At 50.3% G+C, this 23,000-nt stretch carries 23 protein-coding genes; 19 read left to right on the top strand and 4 right to left on the bottom strand.

Annotated elements, in window-relative coordinates; translation table 11 throughout:
* Positions 1-166: 166 nt before the first annotated feature.
* The 7 genes from IZU26_RS09625 (at position 167) to IZU26_RS09655 (ending at position 7,893) form a co-directional block, all read left to right on the top strand.
* Entirely contained in the window at positions 167-1,174 is a 1,008-nt protein-coding gene (locus tag IZU26_RS09625; RefSeq protein WP_310823507.1) for a sialic acid TRAP transporter substrate-binding protein SiaP, read from the top strand.
* Positions 1,175-1,267: 93 nt separating this feature from the next.
* The gene (locus IZU26_RS09630) at positions 1,268-1,768 is read left to right on the top strand and encodes a TRAP transporter small permease (protein ID WP_162146983.1); all 501 of its coding nucleotides are present in this window, start codon (positions 1,268-1,270) and stop codon (positions 1,766-1,768) included.
* Positions 1,765-3,051: a TRAP transporter large permease gene (locus IZU26_RS09635; RefSeq protein ID WP_021331576.1), complete on the top strand. Its 1,287-nt coding sequence runs from the start codon at positions 1,765-1,767 to the stop codon at positions 3,049-3,051. The genes IZU26_RS09630 and IZU26_RS09635 overlap by 4 nt, the downstream gene beginning before the upstream one ends.
* A gap of 163 nt (positions 3,052-3,214) precedes the next feature.
* A complete protein-coding gene (locus tag IZU26_RS09640) occupies positions 3,215-4,135 on the top strand; it encodes a dihydrodipicolinate synthase family protein (RefSeq protein WP_433278636.1) in 921 nt (306 codons plus the stop codon).
* A 6-nt stretch (positions 4,136-4,141) separates the two neighbouring features.
* Entirely contained in the window at positions 4,142-4,873 is a 732-nt protein-coding gene (locus IZU26_RS09645) for a FadR/GntR family transcriptional regulator (protein WP_021331528.1), read from the top strand.
* A gap of 25 nt (positions 4,874-4,898) precedes the next feature.
* Positions 4,899-6,695, top strand: a complete 1,797-nt coding sequence (locus IZU26_RS09650) for an L-fucose isomerase (protein ID WP_433278638.1) — start codon at positions 4,899-4,901, stop codon at positions 6,693-6,695.
* Between the two features lie 190 nt (positions 6,696-6,885).
* A complete protein-coding gene (locus tag IZU26_RS09655) occupies positions 6,886-7,893 on the top strand; it encodes a sialic acid TRAP transporter substrate-binding protein SiaP (protein ID WP_433278640.1) in 1,008 nt (335 codons plus the stop codon).
* Positions 7,894-7,960: 67 nt separating this feature from the next.
* On the opposite strand, the gene IZU26_RS09660 is transcribed toward IZU26_RS09655, so the two are convergent.
* A complete protein-coding gene (locus IZU26_RS09660; protein WP_310823513.1) occupies positions 7,961-8,536 on the bottom strand; it encodes a hypothetical protein in 576 nt (191 codons plus the stop codon).
* A gap of 338 nt (positions 8,537-8,874) precedes the next feature.
* Here IZU26_RS09660 and IZU26_RS09665 point away from each other — a divergent pair, with 338 nt between their 5' ends.
* The 8 genes from IZU26_RS09665 to rpiB all read left to right on the top strand — a co-directional run bounded on the left by IZU26_RS09665 (position 8,875) and on the right by rpiB (position 16,622).
* Positions 8,875-9,474, top strand: coding sequence for a flavodoxin (locus IZU26_RS09665; protein WP_433278643.1), 600 nt, complete (start codon positions 8,875-8,877; stop codon positions 9,472-9,474).
* A 285-nt stretch (positions 9,475-9,759) separates the two neighbouring features.
* Positions 9,760-10,755, top strand: a complete 996-nt coding sequence (locus tag IZU26_RS09670; protein WP_433278645.1) for a LacI family DNA-binding transcriptional regulator — start codon at positions 9,760-9,762, stop codon at positions 10,753-10,755.
* Positions 10,756-10,812: 57 nt separating this feature from the next.
* Positions 10,813-12,330, top strand: a complete 1,518-nt coding sequence (locus IZU26_RS09675; RefSeq protein ID WP_433278647.1) for a sugar ABC transporter ATP-binding protein — start codon at positions 10,813-10,815, stop codon at positions 12,328-12,330.
* 27 nt (positions 12,331-12,357) lie between these two features.
* Positions 12,358-13,332 carry a D-allose ABC transporter permease gene (gene alsC / locus IZU26_RS09680; protein WP_021331582.1) on the top strand — a complete coding sequence of 325 codons (975 nt, stop codon included), beginning with the start codon at positions 12,358-12,360 and terminating at the stop codon, positions 13,330-13,332.
* Between the two features lie 81 nt (positions 13,333-13,413).
* Positions 13,414-14,097, top strand: a complete 684-nt coding sequence (alsE, locus tag IZU26_RS09685; RefSeq protein ID WP_433278649.1) for a D-allulose 6-phosphate 3-epimerase — start codon at positions 13,414-13,416, stop codon at positions 14,095-14,097.
* The gene (gene alsK / locus IZU26_RS09690; RefSeq protein WP_021331536.1) at positions 14,098-15,018 is read left to right on the top strand and encodes an allose kinase; all 921 of its coding nucleotides are present in this window, start codon (positions 14,098-14,100) and stop codon (positions 15,016-15,018) included.
* 84 nt (positions 15,019-15,102) lie between these two features.
* The gene (alsB, locus tag IZU26_RS09695) at positions 15,103-16,071 is read left to right on the top strand and encodes a D-allose transporter substrate-binding protein (RefSeq protein ID WP_433278651.1); all 969 of its coding nucleotides are present in this window, start codon (positions 15,103-15,105) and stop codon (positions 16,069-16,071) included.
* A gap of 98 nt (positions 16,072-16,169) precedes the next feature.
* Positions 16,170-16,622 (top strand): ribose 5-phosphate isomerase B, encoded by a 453-nt coding sequence (rpiB, locus tag IZU26_RS09700; RefSeq protein WP_021331584.1) that lies wholly within the window; start codon positions 16,170-16,172, stop codon positions 16,620-16,622.
* 56 nt (positions 16,623-16,678) lie between these two features.
* Here rpiB and IZU26_RS09705 read toward each other — a convergent pair whose 3' ends face one another.
* The gene (locus IZU26_RS09705; RefSeq protein ID WP_433278653.1) at positions 16,679-17,533 is read right to left on the bottom strand and encodes an aldo/keto reductase; all 855 of its coding nucleotides are present in this window, start codon (positions 17,531-17,533) and stop codon (positions 16,679-16,681) included.
* Positions 17,534-17,704: 171 nt separating this feature from the next.
* Here IZU26_RS09705 and hprK point away from each other — a divergent pair, with 171 nt between their 5' ends.
* Genes hprK through holA form a run of 4 tightly spaced genes read left to right on the top strand, consistent with a single transcriptional unit; the run spans position 17,705 to position 20,622 of the window.
* Positions 17,705-18,694 (top strand): HPr(Ser) kinase/phosphatase, encoded by a 990-nt coding sequence (gene hprK, locus IZU26_RS09710; protein WP_310823527.1) that lies wholly within the window; start codon positions 17,705-17,707, stop codon positions 18,692-18,694.
* A 33-nt stretch (positions 18,695-18,727) separates the two neighbouring features.
* Positions 18,728-18,994, top strand: coding sequence for an HPr family phosphocarrier protein (locus IZU26_RS09715; protein WP_021331558.1), 267 nt, complete (start codon positions 18,728-18,730; stop codon positions 18,992-18,994).
* Position 18,995: 1 nt separating this feature from the next.
* Complete coding sequence (gene lexA, locus IZU26_RS09720) at positions 18,996-19,607, top strand: transcriptional repressor LexA (protein WP_433278655.1); 612 nt, start codon at positions 18,996-18,998, stop codon at positions 19,605-19,607.
* Between the two features lies 1 nt (position 19,608).
* Positions 19,609-20,622, top strand: a complete 1,014-nt coding sequence (gene holA, locus IZU26_RS09725) for a DNA polymerase III subunit delta (protein WP_433278657.1) — start codon at positions 19,609-19,611, stop codon at positions 20,620-20,622.
* Positions 20,623-20,792: 170 nt separating this feature from the next.
* Here the strand turns inward: holA and IZU26_RS09730 are convergent, their stop codons facing one another.
* Together IZU26_RS09730 and IZU26_RS09735 are read right to left on the bottom strand one after the other, a co-directional pair.
* Positions 20,793-21,245 carry a hypothetical protein gene (locus IZU26_RS09730; RefSeq protein ID WP_433278659.1) on the bottom strand — a complete coding sequence of 151 codons (453 nt, stop codon included), beginning with the start codon at positions 21,243-21,245 and terminating at the stop codon, positions 20,793-20,795.
* 231 nt (positions 21,246-21,476) lie between these two features.
* Complete coding sequence (locus IZU26_RS09735; RefSeq protein ID WP_433278661.1) at positions 21,477-22,982, bottom strand: leucine-rich repeat protein; 1,506 nt, start codon at positions 22,980-22,982, stop codon at positions 21,477-21,479.
* Positions 22,983-23,000 lie beyond the last annotated feature (18 nt).

Raw genomic sequence — 23,000 nt, forward strand, 5'->3', positions numbered from 1 at the left:
TGTTATTTATGAGCAAGGTTCGCCATGCAGCCATGTAATAGATGCGCAAATAATTGAAAAAATCGGTTCGGTTTTTTGCAAAAAAAATTTGACAGCGCTAAAAACTCGTGCTACCATATTACCTATCAACCTGTTTGACAGGTAATATCTTAAACGAGGTGTTTTTATGAAAAAACTGATTTGCACGTTAACGGCGGTTTTGCTGCTCTGCGGACTTGCGACGGCGGCGGGAAGCAGTGAAGGGGGCAATACCGCGGGCGGTCAAAAAGTAACGATAAAATGGGCATCGGTTCATCCGCCGGCACATCCGGCATCTCAAACGATGATGCGCGTCGCGGAAGAAGTATCGAAGCAGACGAACGGCCGCGTGGAAATCAAAGGTTTCCCCGGCGGACAGCTCGGCGGCAGCATGGATTTGATTCAAGGTACGCAAACCGGCATCGTCGATATGGTCAGCGAAGGAGCGGCGAACTTCGGACAGTATGTGCCGTCGGTGACGATCGCCGAAGCCCCGTATATTTGGCGTAACGTCGAACATCTTGAAAAAGCGATCGACGGTGCATTCGGGCAAAAGATCAACGAAGAGCTGATCAAGGGCAGCGGCATGCGTTTGCTCGGCGCGATGTACTACGGAACGCGCCACCTTTCGACGTCGAAAAAAGAAGTGCGCAAAGTTTCGGACTGCGCGGGCATGAAAATCCGCGTTCCGGAAAACGACGTTTTCGTCGCAATGGCGCGCTCGTGGGGATCGAATCCTACGCCTATCACGTTCAACGAACTGTATCTCGCGCTTCAGCAAAATATCGTCGACGGTCAGGAAAACCCGCTGCCGACTTTTTCATCCGCAAAATTCCAGGAAGTGCAAAAATATATCATCCTCACCGGACACATTATGACACCGATGCTCATCGTCATCAACGAAAAGGTATGGCAGAAAATCGCTCCGGCCGATCAGGAAATCGTCAAAGCGTCGATCGCAAAAAACATCAAATGGCAAAACGACGAAATCATCAAGCAGGAAAAAGATTTGATCGCAAAACTCCAATCGCAGGGCGTCACGGTCATCACGCCCGATGTCGAAAGCTTCCGGCAGGCAACGCTGAAAGTCGTACCGCCGATGTTCGAAGCGAAATGGGGTAAGGGTATGTGGGACAGCATCCAAAACATTAAATAACGAGGGATCGCCGATTGACCGAACTATCGGGGCTGTCCGAAAAACCGACAGTCCCAATGTTCGCCGGATGTTTGCAAAAACATGGGAGAAAAAATGAATCGCGTAGAGAAAAAAGTAACGGCTGCCGTCAACAAATGTGTCGATTGGCTTTCCGTCGTTCTCTTTTTAATCATATTTATTTTAGCGCTGTGTCAAATATGTATGCGCTACGTTTTGAACAAGCCGCTTGTCTGGTCTGAAGAATTAATACGATACGCATTTGTGTGGATCTGTTATCTCGGCTGGGTTCTCGGCACAAGAAACAGAAGCCACATACAGATTACGATTATCGTCAACCTGCTTCCGAAAATACTGCACAAGATGATCGATACGCTCAACAGCCTTATCCTCATCGTGTTTTCGGCATACATGATCGTATACGGCGTTCAGATGACGAAAGCGAGCACGATGCTTCCGGCGATCACCATTCCGATTACGATAAGCTTTGTGTACGCGGTCGTGCCGTTTACCAATACGCTCGTCATCATATACGAGCTGCTGCATCTCAAAAACAGCGTATGGAAACGTGATGCGGACAAAGGGGCTGCCGTATGAACATGGGCATTATCTTCATTCTGTTTATCGTCCTGCTCATCGTCGGAACGAATATCTATGTCAATCTCGGAATCTGCTCCCTGCTCTACTGCCTGACAAACGGATTTACACCGCTTACCGTCGTGCAGCGCATAACGATGGCTGCGAATTCGTTTCCGCTGCTGGCCGCGCCGTTTTTTATCATCATGGGCAATATCATGAATACGTCGGGCGTGACGAAACGCATGTTCAACTTCGCAAACGTGCTCGTCGGACACATGCCAGGCGGTCTCGGTCACGCGAACATCGTCGCATCGGTTTTGTTTGCAGGCATGAGCGGCACTGCGGTTGCGGACGCGGCGGGCTTGGGTACAATCGAAATCAAAGCGATGCGCGACGCCGGATTTGACGATGACTTTTCGTGCGCAGTTACCGGTGCTTCTTCGACGATAGGGCCTATCATTCCGCCGAGCTTGCCGATGGTACTGTACGCGGTTCTCGCCGAAGCGTCCGTCGGGCGGCTCTTTATGGGCGGGCTTTTGCCGGGCGTCATAATGGCGGGAACGCTCATGATTATGGTCTTTTGGTACGCAAAGCGCAGAGACTATCCGCGTTCTCCGCGCCCGACAAAAAAAGTTTTGTGGCAGGCGTTTAAAGACGCATTTTGGGCGCTCATGGCTCCGGTGCTGCTGTTCGGCGGCATCGTGTCGGGAGTATTTACGCCGACTGAAGCGGCCGTATTTGCGGCGTTCTATTCGCTCATCCTCGGTCTCTTTGTCTACAAAGAATTCAGCATTAAAGATTTACCGCGCATCATCCTTGCGACGGTGGAAACGAACGGTGTCGTCCTCGCACTCGTCATGACGGCGGTTATGTTCGGCTGGTCGCTTTCGGTCGCAAACGTGCCGCAGATCCTCGCATCGGGTATCATGTCCGTTTCGAATCATCCCGTCGTCATTTTGCTGCTCATCAACGCGTTCCTGCTTTTCGTCGGCATGTTCATGGAAGCGAATGCCGCCATCATGATCCTAACGCCGATCTTTATTCCGCTCATGCACGCGCTCGGCGTCAGCCCGACGCAGTTCGGCATCATGATGATCTTGAATTTGATGATCGGATTATTGACGCCGCCGGTCGGAATCGTTTTGTACGTCGTTTCAAATGTCGCAAAAGTTTCGTTCGAACGCGTTACAAAAGCGACGATTCCGTTTCTCATCCCGCTCATCGCGGTTTTGCTTTTGATTACGCTCATCCCGGGCATCACGACATGGATTCCGAACCTGCTGTTCGGGCCGGAATTGTAAACTGTGGAAACAAACCGGTGCGTATGCTGCCGGCGCATATAACGCTATGAGGTCGTAACGTTCAACATGATGATCGGACTTTCCACACCGCCTTTCGGTATGCTCTTGTTTATTACAAGCGGCATATGTGTAATCCGATTATTAATTAATAAAGAGGAATTATATGAAAGAATATCACGGCTGCTGGCCAACGATGATCACGCCGTTTATGGAAAACAATACGGTCGATTTCGACGCGATTAAAAAACTCGTCGAATGGTATATCGCTCACGGCGCCGACGGAATTTTTGCCGTCTGCCAATCGAGCGAAATGTTTTTTCTCTCAAAGCAGGAAAAACTCGACATAGCGAAAGCCGTCGTCGACGCCAACGCCGGCAGGATCAAAGTGATCGCGTCGGGACACACGTCTGACGACCATGCGGAACAAATCGACGAACTCGGTGCCATGGCGAAGACGGGCGTCGATGCGGTCGTTCTCGTCGCAAACCGCATGGCAAAACAAAACGAAGAAGAAGCCGTCTTCAACAAAAATGCCGAAGATATTTTCCGCCAGCTTTCGGGCGTTACGCTCGGTCTCTACGAGTGTCCGTATCCGTACTTGCGCCTGCTTACCGACGACTTCCTCGCCGACTGCGCGCGCACGGGCAAACTCGTCTTTTTAAAAGACGTAAGTTGTTCGAACGAAATAGAAGCGCGCCGCGTCAAACTTACCGCCGGCACAAAGCTTTCGCTGTTCAACGCAAATACGTCGACGCTGCTCGATTCACTCATCGCGGGCTACGACGGCTACAACGGCGTCATGGCGAATTTCCACATCGACATCTACAAATGGATGTACGATCACTTTAAAACCGAGCCGGAAAAGGCGCGCAAAATCAGCGACTTTTTAACGGTCGCGGCGGTATCGGAAGCGCGCGCGTATCCGGTAAACGCGAAGTTCCACTACAGTCTTACCGGCCTTCCCATGTCGCTTGTGACGAGGAGCAAAGACGTTTCCGTATTGAACGAAAATGCGCGGCACGAAATCGAAAGCCTTATCCGCATGGAAAAAGACATCCGTGCGGAACTCGGTCTTGCAGGATAATGCAATATGACTGACAATAGTTTCACCTTGGTAAGAGACAACTTAAGCGTACAGATTGCCGATCGCTTGGAAGACACTATTGTTAATTCGGATGCGTTTCCCGTAAACGAAAAACTTCCGTCGGAACAGCAGCTCGCCGAGCAGTATCGCGTGTCCCGTCCCGTAGTCCGTGAAGCGCTGAAAGTTTTGCAGGAACGCGGGCTCGTCGCATTGAAAAACGGACTCGGCGCTTTTGTCACAAAGCCGAAAAATTCAACGGTGTTTTCCGCGGTAAGCAGAATCATGCAGATGAACAATATCTCCGACGACGATCTGACGCAGATGCGCGCCATGCTCGAAGTAAACGCCGCGCGCCTTGCAGCCGCGAATATCACCGACGACATACTGGAAGCGCTGCGGAGCAACATCGAAGAGTTTTCGGACAAAACGCTTTCGCCGAAAGAGCGTGTCACATTGGACTGCAGCTTTCACAATCTCATAGCGAAAGCGTCCGGCAACGCCTTGCTTGAAATATTCAACGACGTGCTGATTTCGCTGCTTACCGATTACATGGGAAAAGGCGTCCTCGTCGCAGGCGGCATAGACGATGCGATTACACGGCACAAAAAAATATTGCACGCTCTCGAAGCGCACAATACGACCGACGCCGTCGTCGCGATGAACGAACACATCGCCGCATCGAAACGCAACGTGGAAATATTTGCGGCGAACAAAACAGAGGTTACAATTAATATATGATCGTATCGATCAGGAGGATTATGCAATGGCAAAATCAAGGTTAATCGGCGAGTATCCGATCATCGGTATCCGCCCCATCATCGACGCGAGAGAAGGCATGCTCAACGTCCGCGCTTCGCTGGAAGAACTGACGATGCGCATGGCGCATCAGGCAAAAGAGCTGCTCGAACAAAACGTGTTCTACACAAACGGAGAGCCGGTAAAAGTGCTCATCGCGGACAGCACGATCGGGCGCGTTGCCGAATCGGCCGCATGTGCGGAAAAATTCAAAAAAGCCGGTGTCGATATCACGCTGTCGGTTTCACCGTGCTGGTGCTACGGTTCCGAAACGATGGATAACGATCCCATGACGATAAAAGGCGTGTGGGGCTTAAACGCGACGGAACGCCCGGGTGCCGTATACCTTGCAAGCGTGCTCGCCGGCTACGCGCGCAAAGGCCTTCCCGCGTTCGGCATCTACGGCAGCACCGTACAGAAATTCGACGACAAAACGATCCCCGACGACGTAAAAGAAAAATTGATACGTTTCGGAAAAGCATCCGTAGCCGCAGCCACGATGCGCGGCAAATCCTATCTGCAGATCGGAGCGACGTGCATGGGGATATCCGGTTCGCAAATCGATCCCGACTTTTTTGAAGAATATCTCGGTATGAGAGTCGAGTCCGTCGATGAAGTCGAAGTGTATCGCCGCATCGAAAAAGAGATCTACGACAAAGACGAATACAAGCGTGCGCTCGAATGGACGCGCAAAAATTGTCCGACGGGATTCGATAAAAATCCTAAAGAAGCGCAAAAAACTCCCGCGCAGATCGACGCGGATTGGGAGTTTACCGTCAAGTGCGCGCTTATCATTAAAGATTTGATGAACGGCAATCCGAAACTCAGAGAAATCGGCTGGGGCGAAGAAGCGCTCGGACACAACGCGATCGCGGCGGGCTTTCAAGGACAGCGCCAGTGGACGGATATATTCCCCGACACCGATTTCCCCGAAGCGATTTTGAACACGCCCTTCGATTGGAACGGCGCGCGCGAACCCTACGTCTTCGCAACGGAAAACGATACGTTGAACGGAGCGACGATGCTGCTTTTAAAACTGCTCACGAACCGCTCTCAAATGTTTGCGGACGTGCGCACGTGCTGGACAACCGAAAGCGTCAAAAACGAAACGGGCTATGCGCTCGAAGGAAAGGCAAAAGATGCCGGCGGTTTTATCCACTTGATAAACAGCGGCGCGTGTACGATCGATGCGTGCGGCGAAGTCAAAGATAAAAACGGAAACGCGGTTATGAAGCCGTTTTGGGAGATGACCGAAGCGGACATCGACGCGTGTCTCAAAGCGACCGAATGGTGTACGTCGGATCAGGGGTATTTCCGCGGCGGCGGATTTTCCTCCCGCTTTATCACAAAAGCCGAAATGCCTATGACGATGGCCCGAATCAATATCGTCAAAGGAATCGGTCCCGTGCTGCAGCTCGTCGAAGGCTGGTCGATAAAACTGCCGGACGACGTCGCCGATGCGATTTGGAAACGCACCGACTACACGTGGCCGTGCACGTGGTTCGCTCCGCGTCCGACGGGCAGAGCTCCGTTTACAAACGCGTACGACGTTATGAACAACTGGGGCGCAAATCACGGTGCGATTTCGTACGGACACATCGGTGCGGATATAATCACGCTCTGCTCCATACTGCGCATCCCCGTGTGCATGCACAACGTCGACGAAAGCAAAATCTTCCGTCCGGCGTGCTGGAATGCGTACGGCATGGACAAAGAAGGACAGGATTACCGCGCGTGCAAAGCGTACGGCCCGATGTATAAATAAGGTCAGGTGCAAGCGGTCGGATAACCGCAGCGGAATCGACATACCCCGATGCAAAACATCGGGGTATGTCGTTCTTAAGTAAAAAATTATCGAAAAAAATCATCAAAAAAAATTTGACAGCTCTAAAAACTCGTGCTACTATACTGATAAAAATTATATACAAAACAATATTTCAAATTGGGGAAACGACATGAAAAAAGTAGTCTCTACGGTAGTATCGGTTTTGTTGCTTTGTACACTCGCAGCGGCAAAAATAAACAAAAACGGTTCCAAAAAACTTGCAAACGGTAAAACCGTAACGATACGGTGGGCGTCGGTTCACCCGACCGCTCATCCCGCATCGCAAATGATGGCGCGGATCGCAGAAGAAGTATCGGAGCAGACAAACGGTCGCGTAGAAATCAAAGGATTTCCCGCCGCTCAGCTCGGTGCGAGTATGGATTTGATTCGCGGTACGCAGGCTGGCAGCATCGACATGGTCAGCGAAGGAGCCGCAAACTTCGGGCTCTATGCGCCGTCGGTGACGATCGCCGAAGCGCCGTATATTTGGCGTAATATCGACCATTTCGAAAAAGCGCTCAACGGCCCGTTCGGACAAAAAATAAGCGAAGAACTCGCGGGCAGCGGTATGCGATTGCTCGGTGCAATGTATTACGGAACGCGCCATCTGTCGACGTCTACGAAAGCGGTGCATTCGGTCGCCGACTGCGCGGGCATGAAAATCCGTGTCCCGGAAAACGATATCTTCGTCGCGATGGCGCACTCATGGGGCTCGAATTCACGGCCGATTACGTTCAGCGAACTCTACATCGCGCTGCAGTACAATATCGTCGATGCACAGGAAAACCCGCTGCCGACGTTTGCATCCGCAAAATTTCAAGAAGTGCAAAAATACGTCATCCTCACCGGGCACGTTATGACGCCGCTGCTCATCGTTATCAACGAAAACACGTGGCAAAAGCTCGATCCGGCCGACAGGGAAATCGTCCAAGCGTCGCTCGCAAAAAACATCGAATGGCAAAACGACGAAATCATCAAACAGGAAAACGAATTGATCGCGACGCTGAAATTGCAGGGCATTACGATTATCACGCCCGATGTCGAAAGCTTTCGGGTGGCAACGCTGAAAACGCTGCCACCTATGTTCGAAGCGAAATGGGGCAAGGGCACGTGGGAAAGCATACAAAGCATTCAATAGCTTACCTTTAAAAGCTGCAATTTTCAGAGGTAACTTTGAGAATGCGATGTGCTCGAACCAAGACGCTTTATTCGAGCGTGAGCTGCGTTTCTTTTTCTTTTTGATTTTTCAAATAGCAGTCGCGGCAAAGGCACGTGTATTCGCTGTCGCCGACGACGATATCGCTTGTCTTTGCGCCCTGCATATAATACGAATAGTTGCCGACTTGGCTCGCGCACTGCGTGCACACGCCGTTCAATTTGATGATCGAATCGCAATACGGCAAGAGCTGCGCCGCTTCGGTAAAAAGCGTACATTCCGATGTCGCGAGCAAGCCGGCGAAATAAATGTCTTGATCTTTTCGGCACTCGATCGCAAGCGCGGCGCAGTTTTTTATCATAAAATATTCGTCGACGAACACGGCGTCGTATTCATCGAAACGCGTGCCGCCGTCAAACGAGGAAAGCGAAACCGTGTCGATCTTTTTCGATTCTGCGAGCCGGCGCAAGCCGTTTTCGAGCGGCGAATGCGAAAAAAAACTCCGCGTATCGCGGTCGGGACGGACGAGGATGATTTTTTTATGCGCGTATACGTAACGCTCCATCTTTTGAAACAATAGCGTCGACTTTCCCGAAAACATCGGCCCCGTAATCAGCTCAACCATGAACACCCCGCTTGCACGCTACTGTAACGCAAAAACGGAAGCGTGACAATGGAAAGTATACCGTATACACGGAAATCAAGTTTTACTTAAAAGCGGTAATAACTCATGAGGACTCATAAGAGCGCGGAATATAATACCGTTCAAAGGCAGCTTCGATAAATCACGATGATAACCGCGCCTTTTATGCTGCAAAAATATCCGTCGTATTCCCGTTTTGTTTCAAGTTCATCGCTTGTGTAATGTCCCGATAGTCGGTATCCTTGTATACGTCGTTTTCCCTACTGAAGCGGGATATGTGAACAGAATCGATGCACGCGCATCGCATTCGGGAGTACGGTATGAATAAAATAAAAATCATCGCCGCTTTTGTGCTCGTCTTTGCGGCGGCAGGCATACTACAGGCGCAGCCGAAAGAACGCAAATCGCTCGTCGTCTATTTTTCCCGCGCGGATGAAAATTCCAAAGTCGGCTACGTCGCCGAAGGCAATACCGCGATCATCGCAAAGCTCATCGCACAAAAAATGCATGCCGACATATTCGAAATCGTACCGGAAAAACCGTATCCCGCCGATTATGCAAGCTGCATCGCCTACGTGAAAGAAGAGCAACGGAAAAACGTACGTCCGGCGTATAAGGGTGGCATCGACATCTCTCCGTACGATACGATCTTTATCGGCTATCCGATTTGGTGGGGCGATTTGCCGCCGGTCGTGTATACGTTTATCGAAGAGCACGATATGGACGGCAAGATGATCATTCCGTTTTGTACGCATGAAGGGAGCGGCATGGCAGGAACCGCCCGCGTATTCCGCCGTATGTTTAAGCATTCGACGGTAAACAGCGGCATTTCGATACTCGGTCATATCGCGCAAAACGACAGACACAAAGCGGATATCGCGGTGACGACGTGGCTGAAGCTGACACTGCGCTTTATCTAATAAATTGTTAAAATTCGTTTTTTCGACAACCTCATGTTGATTCGCCTTGCTGTTTTAAATCGTTTCGTATTTTTGCTTGCCGAAAAATCATCAAAAAAAATTTGTTGACAGATGCTCAAAATGTTGTATACTTACATATATAGTAAAATGTATAAATAAAGTTTTGGATTGTAGCACTTACGTAAACGTTTACGTAGGCATATCACCCGAATGCTTTGAACGATGGATTTTCTCTTGCGTACATCCGGGAAAAACGATACGGCGGCATTTCGAGCGGGATAATAAATGGCTGAAAAGAAAAACTCCATCGTTGAAATAGCGAAACGGACAAATGTTTCGATCGCTACCGTTTCCCGCGTCATCAATCGCGCCGAAGGATACAGCGAAAAGACAAAACAAAAAGTTTTAAAAGCCATACGGGAATCCGGTTATTCCCCTAACCTCAACGCCGTTTCGCTTCGCACGCACAAAAGTATGTGCATCGGCGTCATCGTGCCGGACATAACGAACGAATATTTTGCGCGGCTCATCCGCGAATTGGATGATTTTTTCGTTACGCAAAAATATACGCTGCTTATCTGCGATACGAACGAAGACGAAAAAAAAGAACAAACGCAATTGCGAAATTTGATTTCGAGGAACGTCGATGCGATCATCTATATTTCGGGGCAAGACCGTATTCCGAAAATAAATGCATCTTCGTGTCCGTTCATCGTATACATAGACCGCTGTCCGAAAAATGCGTCCGTCTTAGTGCAATCGGATAACGTAAGCGGCGGCTACCTTGCGACGAAAGAGCTTTTGGATAAAGGCTGCAAAAAAATTCTTTTTGCACGCGACAGGAGGGACGTTTCGATCGTCGTCGAACGGAGGGAGGGCTATTTAAAAGCGCTCGGAGAATACGGCGTTCCGTATGTACCAACGATGGAACTGTATACATCTCCCGAATACGAGGCGGCACACAGGTCGCTGAAAAAGCGGCTTACGGCAAAAGCACTCGACTTCGACGGCATCTTTTGCTCAACCGATATGATAGCACTCGGCTGCGTCAACGCATTGCAGGAAACCGGCTATCGTGTTCCCGACGACGTAAAGATCGTCGGCTTCGACAACGTTTCCCTCAGCAAATTCTGCAACCCGCCGATAACGACGATAACGCAGGATTCGCACGCGATCGCATACACGGCAGGCGCGCTTATCATAGATAAGCTGCACCGTAAATTTATTAAAAATACGCATATATTGATTCCCGTCACGCTGGAAAGACGGAAGACGACATAGCGCATTTTGCCGCCGCACACTAGGAGGACGTATGAGAAATTATACAGGACGGATAACATGGAAACGCTAGTTCAAATCGAGCACGTTACAAAAATTTTTCCGGGTGTCAAAGCGCTGAGCGATATAACTTTTGACATCCGTGCCGGTGAAGTACACGTTCTGCTCGGAGAAAACGGCGCGGGTAAATCGACGCTCATGAAAATATTGAGCGGCGTATTTCAGCCGACGAGCGGCAAAATCGATATCGACGGAAAATCCTATGAAAAGCTGACGCCGAAAGAATCGCAGGATTTGGGAATCAGCATCATCTATCAGGAACTGAGTCTTATAGGCGAGCTTTCCATTATGGAAAATATGTTCGTCGGAAAGCTTCCTACGATAAAAAAATTCGGCGTACCGGTCGTCGATTACGAACTCATACTCAAAAAAGCTTCCGAAGCGCTTGCGACGGTCGGGTTAAACCGAAGCCCGAAAGAATATGTTGAAAATTTAAGCATTTCGGAAAAACAGCAGTGCGAAATCGCAAAAGCGATCGTCGCCGATTCCCGCGTCATCATCATGGACGAGCCGACGACATCGCTGACATTATCCGAAACGGCAAAACTTTTCGACATCGTCCGCAATTTGAAAAAACAAGGTAAAGGTATCGTCTACATATCTCACAAGATGGAAGAAATCAAACGGATCGGCGACCGTGTTACGGTTTTAAAAGACGGAAAATCGGTCGGTACGCGCAGCGTCGAAGACGTTACCGTCGACGATCTTATTAAAATGATGGTCGGTAGGGAAATATACGGCACATACTTGGATAAAAGCGGTGCGGATTTATCGAAAGAGCCGGTAGTCTTTGAAGCGCGTCACATTTCGCGGAAAGACAAAAAAGCGGACGATGTGTCGTTTCAAGTTCACAAAAAAGAAATACTCGGTTTTTTCGGTCTCATCGGTTCGGGCAGAAGCGAATTGATGAATGCGATTTTCGGAGCGGATAAGCGCGAATCGGGGGAAATTTTTATCAACGGAAAAGAGGTTTCGATCCGAACTCCTTACGACTCGATAAAAAACGGGCTTGCAATGGTTACGGAAAACAGACGGGAAACGGGTTTTATGCACAACTTCGACATAAAACAAAATATTTCCATCGTGCCGTTTATAAAGACGTCGGAACTGCGCGGGCTCTGGGGCTTAATCGATTTGAAACTCGAACTCGACGATGCGGCCGTGCAAAAAGAAAAGCTTTCGATAAAATGCAGCAGCATACACGAAAACATCACCGAGCTTTCAGGCGGCAATCAGCAAAAAGTTATTTTGGGAAAATGGATGGCCGCCGATTCGAAAGCGCTCATATTCGACGAGCCGACAAAGGGTATCGACGTCGGGAGTAAAAGCGAAATCTATATCCTCATGCGCCGACTTGCCGAAGAAGGCAAAGGCGTCATCATGGTTTCTTCGGATTTGACGGAGCTGCTTTCCGTGTGCGACCGGATCTGCGTGTTCCGCGGCGGGAAAATACGAAAAGAGTTTACAAACAAAGATGCGACGCAGGAAAATATCATGAAGGTCGCGACGGGCGAATAATACAAGGTGCATAAGGGAGCATACAATATGAAAGACAATACGAAAAACGAAAAGTCTTTGCAGCATTTTAAAATGCTGTGGCAGCGGTACGGCACGATCGGAATATTTTTGCTTTTGATTATAATCCTGACGATTATAAAACCGAGCGCAGTATTTACTCCGTCGAGTATCGTACAGATTTTGCGGCAAAGCGCGGTAAACATATTATTAAGTCTCGGAGAATTTTTTGCGATTTTGATTGCGGGCATCGATCTGTCGGTCGGCGCGGTTGCGGGATTGACAGGCATGATCGCGGCGAAGCTCATGGTCGCAGGGATCCCCGTAGGAGCGGCGATCTTCGTGTGCATCCTTGCAGGGACTGCAATCGGATGGATCAACGGTACGCTCGTCAATAAAACGGGGCTGCATCCGTTTATCATCACGCTCGGCACGCAATCGATCTTTTTCGGCATCATGCTCGTCGTATCGAATTCGAGAAACGTGTTCGGCTTTCCGGCTTCTTTCAGCACGCTGATGAATGCGAGCCTCCTCTTCGTACCGGTGCCGGTCGTCATTGCACTCGTCGTCGCGCTTTTTTGCTGGTTTTTTACGACAAAGACGAAAGCCGGCAGAAATATTTACGCGCTCGGCGGCGACATACAGAGCGCATGGTTTTCAGGCGTCAACGTCGATCTGCACCGTCTCATCGTGTTTATGATTTCCGGCACCTGCTCCGGCATCGCGGGTATCGTACTGCTCGGAAGGCTCGGCGCTGCAGCTCCGACGGCCGGAACGGGATACGAAACCTACGCGATCGCCGCTGCGATTATCGGCGGAACGAGTTTTTTCGGCGGCAAGGGAAAAGTGCTCGGCGTCGTGATCGGCGGTTTGATCATCGGCGTGATCAATTACGGAATGACAGCGCTGACGATTCCGAGCAGCTATCAAAAAATCGTCATGGGTATGCTGATCATTATCGCGGTGACGATAGATCATTTTGTCGGCGCGAAAAACAACCGATAACCGCAAAACGGTCGGAAAGCACGGCTGCAAAAATATAAAGAGAACCGGCAGCATACAATTTTTATTCGATTTGGAGGAAATATGAAAGTCTTATTCAATCCGTCGCTCATGTGTATGAATCTCATGGAATTGAAAGCGCAGCTTGAAATCATCAACGAAAAAGCGGATTTGGTTCATGTCGATATCATGGACGGACACTACGTAAAAAACATTACGCTCTCTCCGTTTTTCGTGGAATCGATCCGTGCAGCGTGCAAACTGCCGATCGACTGTCATCTCATGGTGACGAACCCCGAAGACTTCGTCGCCGTTCTTGCAAAAGCCGGAGCCGACTACATCGTGCCGCATACGGAAACCATTAACGCTCAAGCGTTTCGGATCATCGACATGATTCATTCGCATAAGTGCAAGGCGGGTGTTGCGATCAATCCCGCGACTCCCGTTTCCGTGTTGCTGCCCTACATTCACCGGCTCGATAAAATCACGGTGATGAGCGTCGATCCGGGATTTGCCGGACAGCCGTTTATTCCCGAAGTGCTTCCCAAAATAACGGAACTTAAAAATTTAAAAGCCGAAAAAGGATATTCGTATCTCATAGAAGTGGACGGTTCGTGCAATTCGAAAACTTTTAAACGGCTGTACGACGCGGGCGCGGAAGTGTACATCGTCGGCTCATCGGGGCTTTTCAACAACGATCCCGATTTGGCAAAAGCGTGGGATATCATGACGGATGCTTTTTATAAAGAGACGGGGTGCAAAGCGTAAATGGATACGGTCATCGGCATCGATATAGGCGGAACGAATTTACGGATCGGGTACGTCGATGAAGCGGGAACGATTTTCGGATTCGAAAAAAAATTCATCGGTGCGGTCGTAAAAGAAGATATCGTTTCCGACTTGGAACAAAAAATCGCCGCATATATACGGCAGCACGATTTGCAAAAAAGCTGCCGCGCCGTCGCGATCGGCGTACCGTCTTCGGTCAGCAAAAACAAAAGCTTTATCTATTCGACGCCGAACTTGCCGGGCTTAAACAATATCGATTTGGGCGGGATTTTGCACGAGCGTTTACGGCTTCCCGTATTTATCGACAGGGACGTAAATTATCTGCTGAACAACGACATCCGGGAATACAAGCTCGATGAAGCAAAAGAAAAAAACATTATCGGTATCTATGTCGGAACCGGCATCGGAAACGCGCTGTATATCAACGGCGGATTTTACACGGGAAAAAACGGCGTCGCGGGAGAATTGGGACATATTCCGATGCTCGGCTCACAGGCCGTCTGCGGCTGCGGAAATATCGGCTGTTCGGAAACGGTCGCATCGGGACGATACCTTGAAAAAATGTGCAAAGAAAATTTCCCCGAAATCGATATAAAAGAAATTTTTGTTAAGCGAAATGCTCACCCGCTCGTACAGGATTTTCTAAAAACGCTTGCGTATGTCATCGCAACGGAAATCAATATCATCGATCCCGATTACGTGATTCTTTCAGGGGGAGTGCTTGCGATGCAGGGGTTTCCGATGGAAACGCTCATGACCTTTATGCGCCGGCACATACGTGCTCCGTATCCGCATGACAATATCGAATTTATTTACCCTGAGCATACGCAGGAAAGCGGCGTAAGAGGAGGCGCGCTGCTCGCGTTTGAAAAATTAAAGAGTAATTTAAAGTTCGTGTGAACTTTAAAAATATAAAATGTGATATACGGCAATGTCGGGAATATCGCCGCTGCCGTGTATCTCGAAATGCAGTTAGGAGGTTATATGAAAAAATTAACGGCTTTTTTGGCGGCGGCTCTGATCGCCGTGTCGTTTGCGGCCGCAGCCGGCTCGAACGAAAATCAGGAACGCGCCGATTACGCGGTCATCCTTAAAACGCAAGCGAGCGACTTTTGGGTAAAGATGTGGAAGGGCGTGGAAGCCGAATCCGCAAAGCTCGGCATAAAAGTCGATCTGTATTCGGCACAGTCGGAAGACGATCTGGAAGGTCAGCTTTCGATCCTCGAACAGTGCATCAACCGCGGATACAAAGGCATCGGTATTGCGCCTCTTTCCGGCGTAAACGTATTGTCGGGCATCGGCAAAGCGACGGCGAAGGGTATCACGATCGTAAATATCGACGAAATGTTCAATGAAAAAGAACTCGCCAACAACAAAGGCGCCTGTGTCGCATACGTTGCAACGGACAATGTCGCGGTCGGAAAAAAGGGCGCGGAATATATCGTCAAAAACGTTCCTGCCGGCGCGAAAGTGCTGATCATCGAAGGCAAATCGGGAAACCAATCGAGCGAAGACAGAAAGAACGGTGCTCGTGCGGCGTTTACCGCAGGCAAATTGAATATCGTCGGAAGCCAGGCGGCCGATTGGGATCGCCAGACGGCGCTCGATGTCGCAACGACGTACATTCAACAAAACCCCGACCTCGCCGGCATCTACGCGTGCAACGACGGTATGGCGCTCGGCGTCGTGCAGGCAGTCATAAACGCAAATAAGCTCGGCAAAATCATGGTCGTCGGAACGGACGGCGACAGCGAAGCCGTGCGTTCGGTTGCAAACGGACAGCTGAGTGCGACCGTCGCACAAGACTCGGCTCAAATCGGCGCGACGAGTTTTAACCTGCTCGTAAAAGCGGTACAAAACGGTACGAAAGGCGTCGTCGGCAAAATCCCTGCGAAAACGCCCGTCGAATCGGTTTTGATTACGAAAGATAATGTCAAATCGTTTTTGAAGTAAATTTATTGTACGAGCGGATCCGTTCCGCTATAATCAACTTACCCCGACGCAAGCATCGGGGTAAGTTGTTATCAATACATGCCCAAAAGGAGGCGTATATGAAAGTCGGTTTCGGATGCGATCACACGGCGATCGAATTGAAACGTATTTTAATGGAACACTTGCAAAAGCGAGGATTCGAATGCGTCGATTACGGCGCGTCCGATCCGAATGTCAGAGTGAATTATCCCGACTTCGGTTTGAAAGTTGCCGAAGCGATAAAATCGAATGAAATCGAAAAAGGCGTGCTCGTCTGCGGAACGGGCGTCGGCATTTCGCTTGCGGCAAACAAAGTGCCGGGCATCAGAGCCGCGGTGTGCAGCGAACCGTACACGGCAAAGCTCACCGTCGAGCACAACGACGCGAATATCATCGCGATGGGCGCGCGCGTCGTCGGGTCGGAATTGGCAAAGATGATCGTCGACTCTTTTTTCGATGCGAAGTTCGAAGGCGGCCGGCACGCCGAGCGCGTGCGGATGATTTCGGACATAGAAAAAAAATACTGCAAATAACGCTGGCGCGCGTTCGCACGACAAGTTTGCGGCGATGTTTTTATACACCGAATAGCTTATTCTACGTCGAGCGGCATTTTGTGCGAAGGCGGCGGAAAAGTTTTATCCAAATTAATAAAATCTTCTTCGTCAAGCTTCAGTGCGTCCGCTCCCGAGTTTAAAAGCGTGTGTTCTTTTTTCGAACTGCGCGGAATCGCGATCGTGCTGCCGTCGCGGATGCACCATGAAAGCAGTACCTGCGTCGCATCGCAGCCGTGTTTTTCCGCAACGGCGGCGACCGTTTTGTTTTCAAATAAACCGCGGCGCAAAGTTCCTGCCTGTGCAAGCGGGCAATACGCCATAAGTGCGACGCCGTGCCGCCGCATCCACGGCAATAAATCGAATTCGATGCCGCGCGAACCCAAGTGATAGAGCACTTGATTGACGGCGCAATTTTTCCCCGACGGAAGCGCAAAAAGTTCTTCCATATCGCTCGTGTCGAAATTCGAAACGCCCCACGCGCGGATTTTTCCTTTTGTCTTCAGTTCTTCCAAGCATGCGACCGTTTCTGCAAGCGGCACGCTTCCCCGCCAATGATAGAGATACAGATCGAGATAATCCGTATCGAGCCGTTTGAGCGTCGCATCGCACGAGCGCTCCATATTTTTTTTGCCGGCATTCGACGGCAGCACTTTCGATACGATAAAAAGTTTTTTCCGATCCGTCGAAGAAATCGCTTCTCCGACGAGTTTTTCGCTTAAACCGCTGCCGTACATTTCCGCCGTATCGACGAGCGTCATACCCGCTTCTATGCCCGCACGTATCGCATCGATCTCCTGTGCGCGTTTCGATGCCGTCTCTCCGATATACCACGTACCCTGTCCGATCGCCGGCACAACCGCACCGTTCGATAACTTTACCCTATGATTCATCTCTTACCTCGCTTATAGATTGTATAGCGATGCTCCTGTCTTTGTCTACGATACCGACCCGGGCAAAAGACAAACCGAACAGAGCACAACAACCATACGGGCAGATCTGGCTGCCCCTGCCCAGCCGTTTTTAACCTTGCCCTTTCATCGATATATGTGTATAGTATAATCATGGCCGATAAGAAATTCACCGTTCTTGATTTGCTTGAACTTGATCTGCCCGGACACGATGCGCTGTATCTGACGTGCATCGCCGGAAGGCGCGGTTTGCCCCGCGCGATGACGGCCCCCGACATCAACCGGCCGGGTCTTGCGCTTACCGGCTTTTACGAATCCTTCGCCTATCAGCGCGTACAGCTTTTCGGCCGCGGTGAAAGCGCGTATTTGCAAAAGCTCCATACGGAACATAATCTTTCATCGCTGAAAGCGATTTTCAAATACGATATTCCATGCTGCGTCTTTTCGTACGGTATACAGCCGCCTGCGGATTTTCTTTCGATAGCGGAAGAAGCCTTTTGCCCCGTTTTGCAGACGTCGCTCGAATCGACGGAATTTTCAAGCCGTCTCATCCGTGTCTTATCGAACACGTTCGCGCCGAAAAAAACGATGCACGGTGTTCTCGTCGAAGTGTACGGTATCGGCATTCTGCTCGTCGGACACTCCGGTGTCGGCAAAAGCGAAACGGCGCTCGAACTCATCGAACGGAGTCACCGCCTCGTCGCAGACGACATTATCGAACTGCGGTGCGTCAACGGCAACATCCTGCTCGGACAGGGCGCAAATCGATTTATCAGCCACCACATGGAAATACGAGGACTCGGCATTATCAACGTATCGCAGCTCTACGGTGTCGGCGCCATCCGCGATCAAAAAGAAGTGCAGCTCGTCGTCGAACTCGAAGATTGGGATCCCGATAAAGTGTACGATCGACTCGGCACGGATCAAAAATACATGGACATCCTCGGCGTCAAAATCCCGGTGCTCGAAATACCGGTGCGCCCGGGGCGAAATCTGCCGATCATCATCGAAGCGGCGGCGATGAACGAACGCTTAAAGCGCATGGGCTACAATTCCGCGCGCGACTTCAATCAAAACGTACTCAAATGGATCGAAACGGGAGAAGCGCAGACTGCGTACAACAGCAGCGATGATTCCTATTAATTATTAATTTTGTTTTTATTAAAGGATGACAATATGATTGAAAAAACGCTGATCGTAAAAAATAGAGCGGGCATTCACGCGCGTCCGGCGGCGCTCATCGCGCAGACCGCGAACAAATTCAACTGCGAGCTCACGCTCATTCTCGGCGATACGGAAGTGAATGCAAAATCGATTATGGGCGTCATCACGATGGCGGCGGGTTACAATACGGGCATTACGCTGAAAGCGGACGGCTCCGACGAAAAAGAAGCGGCGCAGGCGATCGAAGCGCTGTTCGATTCGAAATTTGCGGAAGAATAACATGAAGGAAATCACCGACAGACAAAAGCAGGTTTTAGCGTTTATCTCAGGTTTTACGGAAGAGAATTCGTATCCGCCGACCGTACGCGAAATAAGCGATCACTTCGGCATAGGGCTGCGCGCCGTGCAGGATCACATCGCCGCATTGCAGCGCAAAGGATTTTTATCGCTGTGTGAAAAACGCTCGCGCTCGATCCGCGTGCTCGTCGACGGCGAGCCCAAAGCTTCGCGCCCCTACATCGACAAAGTACCGCTCCTCGGAACGGTCGCCGCGGGAAAGCCGCTTCTCGCAGCGGAAAATCTCGACGGCTACGTCAATTTGACCGAACCGTTCGTACATCCCGGAAAGCGGTATTTTGCGCTTCGCGTGCGCGGGCAGAGCATGATCGACGCGGGCATTCTCGAAGGCGATTTGGCGGTCGTCGAGCAGACGTCGGATGCGGAAAACGGACAGATCGTCGTCGCCGTCATCGATGAAGCGATTACATTAAAACGGTATTATAAAGAAAAAAACCGCATCCGATTGCAGCCGGAAAACCCCGCATTCAAAGCGATCTACAGTCAGGATGTCCGCGTCGTCGGAATCTTATCGAATATCGTCCGCACGTATTGATATGGATGCTCCGATTTATCTCTACACGGGCCCCGAATTCGGCGAACGGAACGACGCGGTTTCCGCCGTAAAAGACGCGATGCGCAAAGCGCACGGTGCGCTCGACGAATACCTTTTTTATGCGAACGAAACGCCCGTTTCGGAGATAGTGACGATTTTACAAAGCGGCTCCCTCTTTACAAATGCAACGTGCGTCGTCGTGCGTTCCGCGGAATCGATCAAAAAAAAGGAAGACGTCGGTACGATATCCGCATGGGTAAAGACGGCCGAGGAAGGGACGAGCGCGCTCGTCCTCGTGTCGGATGAAATCGCAGTCGACGCAAAGCTCGAAAAAGTCGTACCGGCCGTGCACAAAAAAATATTTTGGGAAATGTTCGAAGACCGGAAAGTGCCGTGGCTCATAAACTTTTTCGGCAAAAACGGATACCGCATAGGCGAAGAAGCCGCCGAAGATATCCTCGACATGATCGAAAACAACACGCAGGCGCTCCGTTCCGAATGCGCACGATTTTTTTTGCTCTTTCCGAAATCGCACGAAATCACATCCGCCGACGTCGAAGCGGTACTTTCGCACAACAGAGCCGAAAGCGCCTTTACGCTGTTTGCAGCGATGGCATCAAGTGAGAGCGCATCGCGAAGGCTCGAACTTTCCCTCGATGTACTGCAAAAAATCCGCCTTTCAAAAGATTCTTCTCCGGTGATGATACTCGCGGGACTTGCTTCGTGTTTCCGCCGACTTGCGCTGTGGCACGCACTCGCGTCGTCGGGACAAAGCGATGATTTTACGTTAAAGACGCACGGCTTTTCGAGCAAAAAAGCGAAAGCCCAGTACAGCCGCGCCTCTTCGATTTGGACGGCGGGACAGACTGCGGCGATCCTCGCCGGTATCGCGGCCGCCGACATGGAAATCCGCTCAAGCGGCGCACTTTTCGAAGACGTTCTCCTGCAGCGCGTCGTCTACGAAGCGGTCGTCAAAAAAGGCGCGTCATGTGCCGCGTATGAAAGTGCGGTATAATTATTAATTAATGCGGTAGTAACGAATTGGCCTAATAATTAAAAAGCCGCCTGAAAAAGCGATTGCCTTTTCAGGCAGCTTATGCGTATATTACAAACGCGGGAGTTTTACAACGCCTCCCGCAATTTTGCGGCAAACGTATTTACATATCTTGCACAGCTTCTTTTATTTCAGTGTGCGTATTCGTTGTTGTAAGCTTTTCCCTTCTTTAAGGGCGCTGTTGTACACTTCATCGGTATAATGGTCGCCTTAGCGATGAACGGAGATGCTTTCGTGTCGACTGAAACAGTTGTATGTTTCGTAGGTTTCGTCGTATCTTCTCCATCACCGTAACAGCCGATCGTCCATGTTCCGTTGCCCTCGTCTTTATATGTTACGAGAGTATAAGGCATCCCCATCACATCGCTGTGCAGCGCAACTTTATCGGCTTCTATGACGAGGCACAGAGGGAAGGTGCCTGTCCCGGGCATCGTCAACGTCCCCCAATACGAGCCGTACAGATCGCTATGCTGATCGGACGGTGCCCCACCACCACCGTTGTCATCCGACGAGCCGTTGCTGCATGCGCTGAACCCGATAAAGACGACCGCCAAAGCCGCCAACACAAACAATGTTTTTTTCATAAAACACTCCTAAAAAAATATTTTTAAACATATTTATTAATCATTCCATGTTAAAAGCACCGCGCTATTTTAGCGGCGCTTTTAACCTACCGTAAAATTGCCCGGCGAGTAAATCTTCAGATTTAGGAGCCGGGCAATTAGTGCGCGTGCGCGCACACGTATATGAGCGAGTTTTCGAAGAAAACTCGAAGTTAAAAGCACCGCGCTATTTCAGCGGCGCTTTTAACCTACTTATTCCGCTGCAAACCAGTTCTCGTTCGCACCCATCGTTCCTGCACCGGCTTTATACGCAGCCACCTGTGCCGCAGGAACTTTTACGCTGTTGTTTTTTAAGCTTGTACAGCCTTTGAACATGTCTTTAAAAGCCTTCACCTCATTACCTTCCTCGTCCTTATACAGCACTGCAGGATTGTAATTGCACTTGAGCGTTGCAGCTGTAAGCTTTGTGCAGCCTGCAAAGCAGCTGGGCATCGCCGTAATGTCCTTCGGTATTACAGGCGCCTGCGTCAGGCTTGTGCAGCCTTCAAAGCAGTTGTACATCGTCGTAACCTTTGCCGGTATTACAGGAGCCTGTGTCAGGCTTGTGCAGCCTTTAAAACAGCTGCTTATTTGCTCAACCTTTGTCGGCAGTACCGGCGCTTGAGTCAGGCTTGTACAGCCTTCAAAGCACCATCCCATATATATAACGTTTGCGGGTATTACCGGAGCTTGCGTAAGCTTTGTGCAGCCTTTAAAGCAGCCGATCATACTCGTAACGGTTGTCGGTATCTCAGGAGCTTGAGTCAGGCTTGTGCAGCCTTCAAAAGTGCCGCCTACCATAGTAGCGTTTGTCGGCAGCACCGGCGCTTGCGTAAGGCTTGTGCAGCCGAGGAAGGTATCCTCCATAGCCTTAACGCTGGCCGGTATCACAGGCGCTTGAGTCAAGCTTGTGCAGTTTTTAAAGGTGGCCTTCATCTGCTCAACGTTTGCCAGTATCTCAGGAGCGTGCGTAAGACTTGTGCAGTCTTCAAAGCAGCCGTCTATGCCCCCGATGCCCTTAATGCTGGCCGGTATCTTAGGCGCCTGCGTCAGGCTTGTGCAGCCTTTAAAGCACTCGTACATATTCGTAACGCCCTCCGGTATCACAGGCGCCTGCGTCAGGCTTGTGCAGTCTTCAAAGCAGCCCTCGAGATTCTTAACGCTCGCCGGTATCACAGGCGCTTGCGTAAGACCTTTACAGAGATTAAAGCAGAAGCTCATATCCGTAACGCCTTCCGGTATCTCCGGAGCTTTTTTAATATTTTTGCAGCCGTATAAGAAGAACTGCATAGTCTTGACACCGGCCGGTATTCCGGACACATGCACAAGATTTTTGCACTCGATAAAGCAGTAACTCATATCCGTAACACCGGTGAGGCCGTTGCCGAATTTGAACGCAACCTTTTTTGTTTCATTGGCGCTCAATATCTTGCTGAGCATGTTGGCACCATCTGCGGTAATTGCAATGTCTGCTGCAGTCAGACCGGTCACTTCCAGGTAGTTTATGCTGGCAGCCGACGCCTTCGTTTCGAGGTAGTTTTTTAAACCCTCGCCGTTCGTGCCGAAAGCAACCTTCGTGTATTCCGCAGACGGTATATCGTCGCCGCTGTCTCCGCCTGCATTCGTATTGCAGCCCGTCGTAAAGGCCGCAGCAGCGAGCAAAACCGCCGCCGATCCGAGGAAAGCAATCGCTTTCCGTCTCAAAATAGCTGTCTTCATTGTTTTTCTCCTACATTA

The sequence above is a fragment of the Treponema sp. SP13 genome (genome assembly GCF_050938355.1).
Classification (GTDB): Bacteria; Spirochaetota; Spirochaetia; order Treponematales; family Treponemataceae; genus Treponema_D; species Treponema_D socranskii.